11 protein-coding genes are annotated in these 13,167 nt (G+C 70.0%); 8 read left to right on the forward strand and 3 right to left on the reverse strand.

Annotated elements, in window-relative coordinates:
- The first annotated feature begins 110 nt into the window (after window positions 1-110).
- From OCJ37_RS06325 to OCJ37_RS06355, 7 genes are all read left to right on the forward strand, one after another.
- On the forward strand, window positions 111-920 hold the full coding sequence (locus tag OCJ37_RS06325; protein ID WP_263112826.1) for a sulfotransferase family protein: 810 nt from the start codon (window positions 111-113) through the stop codon (window positions 918-920).
- A 134-nt stretch (window positions 921-1,054) separates the two neighbouring features.
- On the forward strand, window positions 1,055-3,091 hold the full coding sequence (locus OCJ37_RS06330) for a M1 family metallopeptidase (RefSeq protein ID WP_263112827.1): 2,037 nt from the start codon (window positions 1,055-1,057) through the stop codon (window positions 3,089-3,091).
- A 112-nt stretch (window positions 3,092-3,203) separates the two neighbouring features.
- Entirely contained in the window at window positions 3,204-4,058 is an 855-nt protein-coding gene (locus OCJ37_RS06335; RefSeq protein ID WP_263112828.1) for a hypothetical protein, read from the forward strand.
- Window positions 4,059-4,519: 461 nt separating this feature from the next.
- A complete protein-coding gene (locus OCJ37_RS06340; RefSeq protein ID WP_263112829.1) occupies window positions 4,520-5,584 on the forward strand; it encodes a pectate lyase family protein in 1,065 nt (354 codons plus the stop codon).
- A 175-nt stretch (window positions 5,585-5,759) separates the two neighbouring features.
- Entirely contained in the window at window positions 5,760-6,233 is a 474-nt protein-coding gene (locus OCJ37_RS06345; protein ID WP_263112830.1) for a hypothetical protein, read from the forward strand.
- Window positions 6,234-6,235: 2 nt separating this feature from the next.
- Window positions 6,236-7,111: a DUF6973 domain-containing protein gene (locus OCJ37_RS06350; protein ID WP_263112831.1), complete on the forward strand. Its 876-nt coding sequence runs from the start codon at window positions 6,236-6,238 to the stop codon at window positions 7,109-7,111.
- A 35-nt stretch (window positions 7,112-7,146) separates the two neighbouring features.
- Window positions 7,147-7,986: a hypothetical protein gene (locus tag OCJ37_RS06355; RefSeq protein WP_263112832.1), complete on the forward strand. Its 840-nt coding sequence runs from the start codon at window positions 7,147-7,149 to the stop codon at window positions 7,984-7,986.
- A gap of 221 nt (window positions 7,987-8,207) precedes the next feature.
- Here the strand turns inward: OCJ37_RS06355 and OCJ37_RS06360 are convergent, their stop codons facing one another.
- The gene (locus OCJ37_RS06360) at window positions 8,208-8,690 is read right to left on the reverse strand and encodes a hypothetical protein (protein ID WP_263112833.1); all 483 of its coding nucleotides are present in this window, start codon (window positions 8,688-8,690) and stop codon (window positions 8,208-8,210) included.
- A gap of 646 nt (window positions 8,691-9,336) precedes the next feature.
- On the opposite strand from OCJ37_RS06360, the gene OCJ37_RS06365 reads away from it, so the two are divergent.
- The gene (locus OCJ37_RS06365) at window positions 9,337-10,719 is read left to right on the forward strand and encodes an amino acid permease (protein WP_263112834.1); all 1,383 of its coding nucleotides are present in this window, start codon (window positions 9,337-9,339) and stop codon (window positions 10,717-10,719) included.
- Window positions 10,720-10,884: 165 nt separating this feature from the next.
- On the opposite strand, the gene OCJ37_RS06370 is transcribed toward OCJ37_RS06365, so the two are convergent.
- Together OCJ37_RS06370 and OCJ37_RS06375 are read right to left on the reverse strand one after the other, a co-directional pair.
- Window positions 10,885-12,147 carry an arsenic transporter gene (locus OCJ37_RS06370; RefSeq protein ID WP_263112835.1) on the reverse strand — a complete coding sequence of 421 codons (1,263 nt, stop codon included), beginning with the start codon at window positions 12,145-12,147 and terminating at the stop codon, window positions 10,885-10,887.
- Between the two features lie 439 nt (window positions 12,148-12,586).
- Window positions 12,587-13,036 carry a hypothetical protein gene (locus OCJ37_RS06375; protein WP_263112836.1) on the reverse strand — a complete coding sequence of 150 codons (450 nt, stop codon included), beginning with the start codon at window positions 13,034-13,036 and terminating at the stop codon, window positions 12,587-12,589.
- Between the last annotated feature and the right edge of the window lie 131 nt (window positions 13,037-13,167).

Raw genomic sequence — 13,167 nt, forward strand, 5'->3', positions numbered from 1 at the left:
CGGGTCATGCAGCGGCGGGGCGCTTGAAGACGTACCCTTGCGCTGCCGACAATCGCTGTCCGGCCGCTGCCTGCCGGCACGCCACCGCCTCCGGGTTCCAGGATTCGCCGATGCCACGCTTCCATTTCATTTCCGGATTGCCGCGCGCAGGTTCCACCCTGCTGTCGGCCCTGTTGCGGCAGAACCCGCGTTTCCAGGCTGGCATGTCCAGCCCGCTGGCCGGGATGTTCGGCGCGCTGCTGGCGGAGATGAGCGAACGCAACGAGTTCTCGGTGTTCATCGACGACCCGGCGCGGCAGCGCGTGTTGCGCGGCCTGTTCGACAGCTTCTATGCCGAACGGCCCGCCGAGGTGGTGTTCGACAGCAACCGCACCTGGTGCGCACGGATGCCGGCACTGCGCGCGCTGTTCCCGGACAGCCGGGTGATCGCCTGCGTGCGCGAGCTGCCGTGGATCATCGACAGCATCGAGTGCCTGGTGCGGCGCAACGCCTTCAGCCCGTCGTCGATCTTCCAGTACGCGCCGGGCGGCACCGTCTACACCCGCGCCAACGGCCTGGCCGCCAGCGACGGCATGGTCGGCTATGCCTACGACGCGCTCAAGGAAGCGTTCTATGGCGAGGACGCCGCGCGCCTGCTGCTGGTGCGCTACGAATCGCTGAGCGCCGACCCGGAACGCACGCTTGCGGCGATCTACGATTTCCTCGGCGAGCCTGCTTACCGCCACGACTTCGCGCGCGTCGAATACGACGCGCGCGAGTTCGATCGCCGCGCGGGCACGCCGGGCCTGCACGACGTGCGCGCCAGGGTCGAACCGGTCGCACGCGCCACCATCCTGCCGCCGGACCTGTTCGCGCGCTTCGAGCACGATGCCTTCTGGAATCGCCCGGAACTGAACCGGCACGGGGTGCGCGTGGTGTGATCGGCGCCGAGGCGACGCGCGCGGCGGTGGCCTTCGCGCAGGTGCGACCGGCGCCGCGCGAGGGTGCCTGCCGGCACATCCGCATCGCCACGATTCGGCCTACCATCGGCGGCGATCCCCCCACGGACGCCTCCATGATTCCTGTCCTGCGCCGCGCCGGTTTCGCCGCGGCTTGCGCTTCGCTCCTCGTCCTCGCCCAGGCCCGCGCCGCCGCGCCGGCCACCGCCGCGCCGGCCACCGCCGCGCCGGCCACCGCCGCGCCCGCCGCCGCCAGCGGCTACGACCCGCTGGCCCTGTTCGCCCCGCTGCAACTGCCGCAGCCGGCCACCGCCTATCGCAGCGGCGGCGGCGTGCCCGGGCCGCTGTACTGGCAGAACCGCGCCGACTACGACCTGCACGCCACGATCGATCCGGCCACGCGCACGCTCGGCGGCCAGGAAACCATCACCTACAGCAACCGCAGCCCGGACACGCTGGACGTGCTGTGGCTGCAGCTGGACCAGAACATCTACCGCGCCGACGCGCGCGCCCGCAGCATGCGTGCCGGGCAGCCGGATCGCCCGTCGCCGGCCACCGACGGCTACCGCATCGCCAAGGTGGACGTGGAGCAGGACGGCAAGCGCATGCCGGCCACGTTCCTGGTCGACGACACGCGCATGCGCGTGGACCTGCCGCAGCCGCTGGCCGGCGGCGGCAAGACGCTGAAGCTGCACATCGACTACGCCTACACGGTGCCCGGCACCTGGGGCGGACGCACCGCGATCACCGCGACCGGCGACGGCGACATCTACGAGATCGCGCAGTGGTATCCGCGCATGGCGGTGTACGACGACCAGCGCGGCTGGGACACGCAGCCCTACCTGGGCGCGGAGTTCTATCTGGAATACGGCGATTTCGATTATGCGGTGACGGTGCCGTGGAACTACCTGGTCGCCGGTTCCGGCGAACTGGCGAATCCGGCGCAGGTGCTGACCGCCACGCAGCGCCAGCGCCTGGCCCAGGCCGCGGCCAGCGACCGCACCGTGGCGATCCGCAGCGCCGCCGAGATCGGCGATGCGGCCAGCCGGCCGACCGCCAGCGGCACCCAGACCTGGCGCTTCCACATGGCGCACACCCGCGACGTGGCCTTCGCCGCCTCGCCGGCGTTCGTCTGGGACGCCGCGCGGATCAACCTGCCGGAAGGCCGGCATGCGCTGGCGATGTCGGTGTATCCGCGCGAAGGCGTCGGCGCCGACAAGTGGGACCGCTCCACCGAGTTCGTCAAGGCGGCGATCGAGCACTTCTCGCAGTGGTACCCGTACCCGTGGCCGGTGGCGGTGAACCTCGGCGGCCACGGCGCCGGCATGGAATATCCGGGCATCGTGTTCGACGACATGCGCGATGGCGGCAAGGACCTGTTCTGGATCACCGCGCACGAACTGGGCCACGGCTGGTTCCCGATGATCGTCGGCTCCAACGAGCGCCGCGACGCGTTCATGGACGAAGGCTTCAACACCTTCATCGACGTCTACGCCTCCGACGCGATCAACCACGGCGAGTTCGCGCCCAAGCGCGACAGCGAGTACGCGCCCAAGGGCGGCAATCCGGTCGACGAGATCCTGCCGCTGCTGGCCGACGCACGGGCGCCGACCCTGCTCGACCGCGCCGACGCCACCAGCGAGACCTACCGGCACCCGCTGACCTACTTCAAGGGCGCGCTGGGCCTGGTGCTGCTGCGCGAACAGATCCTCGGCCCGGCGCGCTTCGACCCCGCGTTCCGCAAGTACATCGCCACCTGGGCGTACAAGCATCCGACGCCGTCGGATTTCTTCCGGTTGATGGAGAGCGAGTCCGGCGAGGACCTGGCGTGGTGGTGGCGCGGCTGGTACCTCAACAACTGGCAACTGGACATGGGCGTGCGCGCGGCCCGCTATGTCGCGCACGACCCGGCCAAGGGCCTGCTGGTGACCTTGCAGAGCAGGCAGAAACTGGTGATGCCGGCGACGCTGCGTGTCGATTTCGCCGACGGCAGCCACCTCGACCAGCGCGTGCCGGTGGAAACCTGGCTGCAGCAGACCCAGCCGCAGATCCGCGTGCCGAGCACGCAGAAGGTGCTGCACGTGACCCTGGACCCCGAGCACACACTGCCCGACGCCGATCGTCGCGACAACCGGATCGATGCGGTGAGCTGAGCCGCGCGGATCGTCGGCGCCTGGCGGCTGCGCGCCGCTTGCGCCGTGCCGCTGGCACGGCGATCGTGCCGCGCCGCACGCGCCCGTGCACCTACAAGCAGGGAGAAGGATCTTGCCAGCCAGTGTCGGTATCGCCGCCGCGGCCGCTGCATCCGGCGTGGCCGCGCTGCCACGCGTACGCGCGGCGCGATGGCGCGCGCGCGCCTGGCGCATCGCCGTGGCGCTGTGCCTGCTGACGGCCGCACCGCTCGCCAGCGCCTGGCATCCGCAGTACCCGCCCTGGGCCGGCACGCCGCCGAGCGCGGCATGCAAGGTCCAGGCGCTGGCGCCGGCCGATGGCGGCGAGATGCGCTGGGACGGGCTCTCGACCTACCGCCATGCGGGCATCCGCCTGCAGCTCGATTTCACCGAGATGCCGATGCTGCAGCTGTTCGATGCGCACGATCGCGCCCTGGTCGCGCCGGTCGCCTTGCGCGGCGCGCAGATGGGGTTCCATGGCGTGGAAACGGCGGATCTCAACCACGACCGACGGCCGGATTTCGTCGTCACCCTCGGCAGCGGCGGGGTCGGCCTGGCCGGCGGCAACGCCTGGCGCCGGGTGATGCTGTCCGACGGCAATGGCTATCGGTCGATCGACGTGGAGACCCACGAACCCAGCGCCGACGATTACCGGGCGTTGCCGCACCGCACCGGCTGCGGACTGCTGCAGCTGGTGCCGGTCTGGGCCGGAGCGTCGTCGACGCGCGACCGCAAACCGCACCTGTTCTGGGTCTATCGCCTGCTGCGTTTCGACCACGGGCGCGCCGCGTACGCCGATGCAGCCCTGCCCGGATTGCCCAAGTGGATCCTCTACACCGCACGGCCGCACAACAGCCGTGCCACCACGCTGCTCGGGTCCGCGCAGAAGCGCGCGGCGTGGGCGGCGCGCGAGCACGGCAGGATCACGCCGGCACCGGCCGGCCCGTAGCGTTCTCGAGCGTCCGGGCGTCGTTGGCGATGAAGGCGGGCCGGCATCGCGTGCGCCTGTCCATGCTGCACGCGCAACATCGGCCGCATGCAAGGCAGGCGTGGCGATGACGCGCGATTGTCTCCATCGCTGAGCGAGCGCGCTCGGCCGCTGGCGCAGAGCGGCGTGCGCACGACGCTGCGTCGCGGTTCTTCGTCGTATCTGGCACGGCTGCAGCGTCGCGCGCGATCGCGTTGCGGACGCCTGTCTTCGTCTGTCGTTGTCTGTCTCCATCTGTCCGTTCGTGTCTGTTTCGCATGTCCTGCAGCGCGATCGTAGCTGCGGATCTAGCTTCCCGATTTGAGCGATTGCGCCCTGCGCCGGCTCGGGCGAAGACTGCGCCCGGCCCCACGCCCCGTGCCATCGCCCGTCGCATCCCGCGCCGGGCGCACGCACTTATCGCTGCAAGATGGGAGAGTCTGATGAACATCCAGCCACTCAAGGGCACGCTCGCGCTTGCCCTGGTTTTCTGCGCAGCCCCGGCCGTCGCCGGCCCGGTCGGCTACGGCGCCGCCACCACTGGCGGCGGCAACGCGATCCCGATCAACGTCGCCACGATGGAGGCGATGCAGGCCGCGATCGACAACCATTCCGGCAGCGGCGGCCTGGTGCTGAACTACACCGGCCAATTCAACTTCGCCAGCATCGGCGACGTCTGCGCGCAGTGGCAGCTGCCGGCCAGGACCGTGCAGATCAAGAACAAGAGCAACATCACCATCCAGGGCGCCAACGGCTCGTCGGCGAACTTCGGCCTGTGGGTGGTGGGCAATGCGCACAACATCATCATCCGCAACATGACCATCGGCCTGCTGCGCGGCGGCGAGGACGCCGATTCGATCTCGCTGGAGGGCAATTCCACCGGCGAGCCGTCCAACATCTGGGTCGACCACAACACCTTGTTCGCCTCGCTGACCAAGTGCGCCGGCGCCGGCGACGCCTCCTTCGACGGCGGCATCGACATGAAGAAGGGCGTCCACCACGTCACCGTGTCGTACAACTACGTGCACGACTACCAGAAGGTCGCGCTCAACGGCTACAGCGACAACGACACCAAGAACGCCGCCGCGCGCACGACCTATCACCACAACCGCTTCGAGAACGTGGAATCGCGATTGCCGCTGCAACGCCGCGGGCTGAGCCACATCTACAACAACTACTTCAACAACGTGCTCACCTCCGGCATCAACGTGCGCATGGGCGGGGTGGCGCTGATCGAGGCCAATTACTTCGAGAACGCCAAGAACCCGGTGACCTCGCGGGACAGCACCGCGATCGGCTACTGGGACCTGGTCAACAACCATGTCGGCAGCGGCATCACCTGGACCGTGCCCGAGAGCACCAGCAAGCCCTACGCCAACGCCACCACCTGGATCTCGTCGAAGGTGTTCCCCGAGCCGTTGGGCTACCTGTACACCGCGATCCCGGCCGCGCAGGTCAAGGCCAAGGTGATCGCGACGGCCGGCGCCGGCACCAATCTGGCCGAGTAGCGCACCCGTCCACCCTGGGGGCGTTCCGGGCAACCGGGGCGCCTGCGTGCGCAGCGTTCGCCGCGGACTCGCACGCCACCATCGGGATGCGCTTTCCAAGCCGCGGCCTGCGCACTTGAGCCGGGCGCATGGATCTCCCAGAATGGGCCATCGACGGCGGAAGGAGCCACGTCCCATGTCCGACGCCAGCTCCATCGCACTGCGCGTGCGCTGCCGCGTCGTAGGCGCTGCAGGCCTGCGAATGCCGATGCGCCGATTGCGCCGCGCCGCCTTGCTGATCCTTTCTCTCGTCTCGACCGCAGGATGCGTCATGGCCGATCCGCCGCTTTCCAAAGAGCAATTCGCGCAGCATGTCGCCACGTTGCTGGGCGGCAGGGACGCCGTGGAGGTGCCTGCCTCGGCGCTCACCGCATTCCCGTGGCAGCGCCTGTGTTTCGAGCGCGACGACGCGCTGCTGCTGAAGTTCACCGTGGACGGCGACGAGCGCGTGCTGTCGCTGCCCTACGAGGAGTTCTTCGTCGACGAAGGCCACGTGCAGGATTCGCTGGAGGATGCCTGCCTTGGCCCGGGTGACCGGATCCTGGTCAGGAAGAAGTACCCCGGGTACGCCGGCCCGGTGGAATTCCAGAAGAGCCGCCAGGGAGGCTAGCCATGGTGGACATCACCGACCCGAAAGGCGCCAAGCGGGAGATCGAGCAGGAAGCTTATCGGTACTACGAACAGTTGAGCGGCACGCCGCTGGCCAGGCGGCCCGACGGCAGCTTCGCCGCGCAAGGCCACAACGACGCGCTCGATGCGTTCCGCCACGCCTATACCAGCGGCCGCGTCACCCAGAGCGCCGGCGGCATGCAGTGGGTCGCGCGCCATTTCGGCAACGACGCGGAGATCGGCGCGGCGCATCCCAACGATCCGTACGAACACCGCATGGACCTGTGGAACAACGAGGCCGGCCGCCGCCTCGGCGATGCCGCCGCCGACGCTCCCGACCTGGCCCAGCGTGCCTACGCGGCGCTGCGCAACGGCGAGCTGGCCACCGGCCTGTCCGATCCGCGCCTGCGCCAGCTGTATCCGGAAGATCCGCGCCTGCAGCTGGCGCAGGGCGACCCGCAGCGCGACCTGGTCACCGGCAGCGACGTGGACCGCATCAACCGCGACGTCTCGCGGTTGCAGGATCAGGCGCAGGATCGGTTCCCGCCCGGGCATCAGGATCGCGCGTATTTCGACGCCTTGCGCGCGCAACTGCCCGCCCAGGTCTCCGATACCAAGGTCGCGCAGGCGATGCTGGCGGCCAAGTCCGAGGGCATCGAGCGCGACCAGTTCGGCGCGGCGACGCTGCACAACGACCAGATCTTCATCAGCGGCAGGACCCCGGGCTTCCGTGCACAGGTGGATGCGAATGCACCGGCGCCGGACATGCGCGAGACCGTCTATCAGACCGACCAGCACAACCTGGTGCGGGCGTACGACGAGCAGAACCGTGCGCAGGCGCAATCCCACCCGTCGTACGCGGGGCCGGCCGGGCCTTAGCACGTCGCGTGGGCGCCGGGCGGCGACGTTCCGCCATGGCGTCGCGCAGTGCAGCGGGCTTCGCCCTGGCCTGCCGCGGCGATGCCGGCGGGCGTAGCTGCTGCTTTTGCCTCTCCAGCGCCGCCGAGGCCCTGATGGCATGCGGGCGCCGCCTGGGAATGCCTGGGCGCTACCGGCACGCCGACGCGAACGTCGCGGCCGGCGCCGGAGCGCTGCGATTTTGGCTATATTTGCCGCGGGGACGCCGGCAGGGGGCGGGCGTCGCAGATCAAGGGACGATCGTGGAAATCAAGCAACGCCGTTTTTCGAACCGTATCGGCTATGTCTTCGGCGACGACGAATTGCACTATTCGGTGCAGGACGGCTCCGGCAGCCGCAGTTTCTCGGTGGGCTACGGCGACATCGGCCGCGACCGCCAGACGCTGACCGAGCGCAACCAGTGGCTGCGCAATGCCGGCATGCTGTGGGGCGTGTTGGGGCTGGTGCTGACGGTGATGGCCTCCTTGAAAGCCCATGCGTTCACGCCTTCCTTCTGGCTGTGGATCGGCATGATGTGCTATGCCGCCTATCATCTCGTGGTGACCCATTACCTGATCATTCCGACCGGGAAGGGCGATCTGCTGGTGATCAGGAATGCGGACGGCGAGCGCATCGTCGCGCAGATCGAACAGCGCCGCGCCGACTACCTGCGGCGCGAGTACGACGTCATGCTCGCCGAAGAGCATCCCGAGCAGCGCCGCAACCGCTTCAAATGGCTGCATCGCGAAGGCGTGCTGAGCAGCGAGGAGCTGGAGCAGCGCCTGCAGCAGGTGGATGCCCGCGATCCGGCGCTGCTGGTGGTGCAACAGGTCCTGTCGGGAAACCAGCTGCACTGAGCCGGCGCCGCCGCCGATGCGGCCGCCCGTGCCGCGACGCCGATGCATGCATCTGGCAGCGTTCGCGTACCTGCAGCGTTGGCACGCCTTTGCGGCGGCCCATGGCACACGCGGCGACGGATCGCGTGTTCGCGGTTTTTCGCATCCGCGCGGCTGGGCCCGAACGAAAACGCCGCGGCCGTCGCCGGCCGCGGCGCTGGTGCAGGTGCAGGTGAGCCGGGTTACTGCGGCGCGCTCGGCGCCTTGGTGCGCGGGAGCACGTACGAGGTGATGTACTCGCCATTGGAGCCGTAGACCACGACGATCATCTGGTTGGCGTCCTGGTAGACCACGGTGGCGCTGCACGGGCAGCTCGCGGCGGCGGTGACCATGCCGAGCGGGCGGTCCTTCTCGTCGTTGACGGCGATCAGCTGCTCTTCGGCGGCCAGGCCGATCGGCAGGCGCGATTCGGCGCCCGGGGTGATCGCGAGTACCGTGATCACCTCGTCCTTCGACGAGTTGATCTGGGCGAATTTCAGCCCGGACTTCTCGAACGTATAGACCTTGAACAGCGGCGACAGGCTGACGTTCTTCTTGCCGGCCGGAACGCGCTCGCCCATGCCCTGGACGACGTCGTTCGCTTCGAGCTTCTGCCCGGCGGCATGGGTCTGCGCCGCCGCGAACGCGGCGGCCAGGACGGCCAGGGTCAACAGGGGTTTGAACATGGGTGTCTCTCCTTGTCTGGATTGTCTGGATGCAGCGGACCGTTGCGCCAGGGGCCGGGCGGCAGCCGTGGTCCTTTCCGGCCGGGCCGCTCGGTGCAGGCCGTCTCCCGGCCTGCCATCACGCGTGCGGGTGGAGGGGTCGCAGCGCGACCGGGGCAACGCCATGCGCGGCGGTGCGGCGGTCGTCGGGACGGGCTTCCAATTCGACGCAAGTTCAGTATTTCTGACGTTAGTATCGCTGTCAATATCCAAAATCAAAGACTTAGCGGCACAGAGGCCAAGAATTTCTTGTTTTGTATCTCCGTACCTCCTGTCGTCCGCTACGCCGGGCATGGCGGCGGCTTGGCGATGCGTGGTCTGCAGGCGGAGCAGGGGAGGCGAGGACGTAGCCAGGCCTCGCACGTCCGGGGCGTGATGCGCTCGCTGCGCGACGCTGGCTCGCGATGGGGCAGGGCACTGGCCACGCGCTCGAGGCCGTGCCGTCGACGCGCACGCGGTGTCGTTGCATCGCCGGCGGCCGGCAGGCGGCGCGATCGGCCGCGAATCGCGCCCGGCGTGGCCCGTCCGCCCGTGCCGACAAACGGCGGACGCGCACGCCGCCACCGCGCACGGTATCGTGTCGGGATTCCTGCTCTCGACCATCCCGATGCCGCATCCGTCCCTGCCTCCCGGTCCCGCCGCCACGTCCGCCACGCCCGCGCTGCGCCATGCGCTGAAACCGCGGCAACTGATCATGATGGGCCTGGGCAGCGCGATCGGCGCCGGGCTGTTCCTGGGGTCGGGCGTGGGCGTGCATGCGGCCGGGCCGGCGGTGCTGATTTCCTACCTGGTCGCCGGCGCGCTGGTGATCATCGTGATGAACGCGCTGGGCGAAATGGCCGCGGCCAAGCCGGCCAGCGGCGCGTTCTCGGTGTATGCCGCCGACGCGATGGGCGCCACCGCCGGGGCCACGGTGGGCTGGCTGTGGTGGCTGCAGCTGGTGATCGTGATCGCCGCCGAGGCGGTGGGCGCGGCCGGCCTGCTGGCCACGGTGTGGCCGGCGCTGCCGGTGCCGCTGGTCGCGGTGGTGTTCATGGCCGCGTTCACCGCGATCAACCTGCTGGGCGTGCGCAATTTCGGCGAATTCGAGTTCTGGTTCGCGATCCTCAAGGTGGTGGCGATCGTCGGCTTCATCCTGATCGGCGTGGCGCTGCTCGCCGGGTGGCTGCCGAACGTGGCCGCGCCGGGCTGGTCCAACATCACCGGCAACGGCGGTTTCGCGCCCAAGGGCATCGCCGGTATCGGTGCGGCGCTGCTGGTGGTGGTGTTCGCGTTCGGCGGCACCGAGATCGTGGCGGTGGCCGCGGCCGAGACCGCCGATCCGGAGCGCAGCATCGCGCGCGCGATCCGCACCGTGGCCTGGCGCATCCTGGTGTTCTACATCGGCTCGCTGAGCGTGATCATCGCGGTGGTGCCGTGGCAGAGCGAGGCGCTGAGTTCGCCGTTCGCCGCGGTGCTGCAGACCGCGCGGATCCCCGGCGCGGCCACCGGCATCACCCTGATCGCGGTGATCGCGCTGCTGTCAGCGCTCAACGCCAACCTGTACGGCGCCTCGCGGATGATCTTTTCGCTGGCGCAGCGCGGCGAGGCGCCGCGCGCGCTGGCCTTCACCAGCCGCCAGCAGGTGCCGCTGCTGGCGGTGCTGGCCAGCGTGCTGTTCGGTTTCGTCGCCGCGGTGCTGGAATTCCTGTATCCGAACCGGGTGCTGCCGGTGCTGCTGAACATCGTCGGCGCGACCTGCTTGCTGGTGTGGACGATCTCGCTGCTGTCGCAGCTGATCCTGCGCGCGCGCGCCGACCGCGCCGGCACCCGCTTGCCGTTCCGCATGCGCGGCTATCCGGTGCTGACCGTGCTGGCGCTGGCGATCCTGGCGCTGATCTTCGGCCTGCTGGTGGCCTCGGCCGACACCCGCGCGCAGTTCCTGTCGATGGCCGCGCTGACCGCGGCCATCGCGCTGGTCAGCGGCGTGGCGCGGCGGCTGCGCGGCTAGGGCAGGGCAGGGAACCCGCTTTCTGTAGGAGCGGCTTCAGCCGCGACCGGAAGGCGGGGAAATACGATCAGGCCAGCAGGACGCCGGGTTTTTTGCGAGAACGGAAAGCACCTGGCTCCGTTCGTCGCGGCTGAAGCCGCTCCTGCAGAAAAGCGGTGGGGCCGCTCAGCCCAGCAGCAGGCGCGCGCCCAGCGCGCACAGCAGGGCGGGCGGCATCACCAGCGCGCCGACCTTCAGGAAGCGCCAGAAGCCCACGTCCTCGCCTTCGCGGCGGATCGCGGTCAGCCACAGGATGGTGGCCAGCGAGCCGGTGATCGACAGGTTCGGCCCCAGGTCCACGCCGATCAGCAGCGCGTCGACGACCAGTTGCGGCGGATGCGCCTGGGCGACGGTGGTGCTGGCGATCAGCCCGGCCGGCAGGTTGTTCATCAGGTTGGAGGCGAAGGCCAACAGGGCGCCCGACGCGCCGGCGGTCGCCACCGGCGACTGCGCGGCGGCATCGGCCAGCTCCTGCGCGAGCAAGCCGATGATGCCGGTGCGCTGCAGCGCCTCGACCAGCACGAACAGCCCGGCCACCAGCGGCAGCACCGCCCACGACACCGCCCTGGCCAGCGGCAGCGGCGATCGCCGGCCGCCCAGGCATACCGCCGCCAGCGTGGCCAGGCCGGCCAGGCAGGTGGGCAGGCCCAGGTCCAGGCCCAGCGCGGAGACGCCGACCAGCAGCGCCGCGGTGGCGAGGATGCCGGCCAGCGCGAAGGCGCCGCCGCGGCGCAGCGGCACCGTGTCCACGCGCTCGGCGCAGCGCCCGCGCAGGTCTTTGCGCTCGGCCCAGTACAGCATGCCGAAGGTGACGCCGATCGCCAGCAGCGACGGCAGCGCGAACGCCGCCATCCACGCGCCCAGCGTCGGCATGGTGCCGCCGTACAGCACCAGGTTGGCGGGATTGGAGATCGGCAGCACGAAGCTGGCGGCGTTGGCGATCAGCGCGCAGGCGAACAGCAGTGGCAGCGGCTTGGCCCCGGCCTTGCGCGCGGCGGCGTACACCGCCGGGGTCAGTACCACCGCGGTGGCGTCGTTGGACAGGAACGCGGTGACCACGATGCCGACCCCGAACACCAGCGCGAACAGGCGCCGCGGCGAGCCCTTGGCCAGGTTCACCGCATGCATCGCCACCCAGTCGAACAGGCCTTCGGCGCGCGCGGTTTCCGACAGCAGCATCATCCCGATCAGGAACAGGTAGACGTCGTAGCCCTTCAGTACCGCACGCCAGGCGTCGATGCCGGGCATCAGCCCGAGCACCATCAGCAGCAGCGCGCCGCCCACCGCCCACAGCGCCTCGGGCAGCTTGAACGGCCGCGCGATCACTCCGACGGTGGCCAGCGCGCAGATGCTCCAGGTGGCGAGGTTCGCCGCGTGCCCGCTCAGCATGCGCGTGCCGCCGCTGCAACTGGGCAGGGCGCGTGCCCGCTGCGCCGCCGGTGGCCGACGCGGGCGCTATGGCGGTGTGCGGCGGACGCGTGGGGAAGGACGGACATGGCGGCAATCGGCGCGCGCAGCGGCGAGGAGGAGCGGGCCGGCAAGGATAGCAAGCCGCTCGCTGCCGGCCGGGCGTTGGACGCAGCGCGCGGCGTTTGTGCGCGCTGGCATTCAGCGGCGAGGCGGCAACGAAGCGGCGACCGTAGATCCGCGAAAGCGGGTGCCAAGGCATGGTTGCGTCGCGCGCACGCAGCGCATGCGGCGACCGCCCGCATGTTCCTGCCGGACTTCAGAAACAGGCATCAGGTCTGCGGATGCGCTGCCAATACGCGTTGCAGACAGCAATCGCCCCGACCATGCTTTGCCAATCCCCAATCCCCAATCCCCGCCGCTAAGGCACATGCCTGTCGATCCAGCGCTGCAGGAAGTCGCTCAGGCTCAGCTTGGTCGGCGGCGATAGACCGGCGCTGCGGACGAAGCCGGCCGCGGCCTGCGCGAAGTCCTGTTTCGCGCGCCGCGTCGCCTGTTGCGCCGCCGCCTGCTGCTGGCGCAACTGCACGAGGTGCAGCGACGGCCGCCCGGGCGGGGCGAACTTCTGGTCGCGGCGCAACGCATCGGCGGACAGGGTGGTGGCGTGCGCGGCGTGCAGCAGCGCCTGCTTGGCCTGCAGCAACTGCAGCAGCCATTGCCCGGTTTCGCTGAGCCGCCACGGTGCGGCGGGATCGGAGGTGGCGGTCAGCAACGGCGGGACCGCGGTGTCGGCGAGGCTGGCGGCGCTGGCGTCCAGGCGCTGCAGCCGCGCGAGAAAGTCGGCCTGTGCGAAGGCGGCATCGGTTGCCATGGGCGGCCCGGGAAGAAGCGAGGGCGGACTGTACGCGGTTTTGCCGTGCGAGTGGAGGCAGCGCGGCCGCTGGAGCGCACCGCTACCGTTTCTGTGCTGCCTTCGTCTGGCCTGATGCGGGTAGCGTCAGG

This window comes from Xanthomonas sp. AM6, assembly GCF_025665335.1.
GTDB lineage: Bacteria > Pseudomonadota > Gammaproteobacteria > Xanthomonadales > Xanthomonadaceae > Xanthomonas_A.

What these genes read in the sequence shown, in the direction of transcription:
- OCJ37_RS06325 (WP_263112826.1), top strand. Translation starts at nt 111, where the DNA reads ATGCCACGCTTCCATTTCATTTCCGGATTGCCGCGCGCAGGTTCCACC.
- OCJ37_RS06375 (WP_263112836.1), bottom strand. Translation starts at nt 13,036, where the DNA reads ATGGCAACCGATGCCGCCTTCGCACAGGCCGACTTTCTCGCGCGGCTG.
- OCJ37_RS06330 (WP_263112827.1), top strand. Translation starts at nt 1,055, where the DNA reads ATGATTCCTGTCCTGCGCCGCGCCGGTTTCGCCGCGGCTTGCGCTTCG.
- OCJ37_RS06340 (WP_263112829.1), top strand. Translation starts at nt 4,520, where the DNA reads ATGAACATCCAGCCACTCAAGGGCACGCTCGCGCTTGCCCTGGTTTTC.
- OCJ37_RS06370 (WP_263112835.1), bottom strand. Translation starts at nt 12,147, where the DNA reads ATGCTGAGCGGGCACGCGGCGAACCTCGCCACCTGGAGCATCTGCGCG.
- OCJ37_RS06365 (WP_263112834.1), top strand. Translation starts at nt 9,337, where the DNA reads ATGCCGCATCCGTCCCTGCCTCCCGGTCCCGCCGCCACGTCCGCCACG.
- OCJ37_RS06350 (WP_263112831.1), top strand. Translation starts at nt 6,236, where the DNA reads ATGGTGGACATCACCGACCCGAAAGGCGCCAAGCGGGAGATCGAGCAG.
- OCJ37_RS06345 (WP_263112830.1), top strand. Translation starts at nt 5,760, where the DNA reads ATGTCCGACGCCAGCTCCATCGCACTGCGCGTGCGCTGCCGCGTCGTA.
- OCJ37_RS06360 (WP_263112833.1), bottom strand. Translation starts at nt 8,690, where the DNA reads ATGTTCAAACCCCTGTTGACCCTGGCCGTCCTGGCCGCCGCGTTCGCG.
- OCJ37_RS06355 (WP_263112832.1), top strand. Translation starts at nt 7,147, where the DNA reads ATGGCGTCGCGCAGTGCAGCGGGCTTCGCCCTGGCCTGCCGCGGCGAT.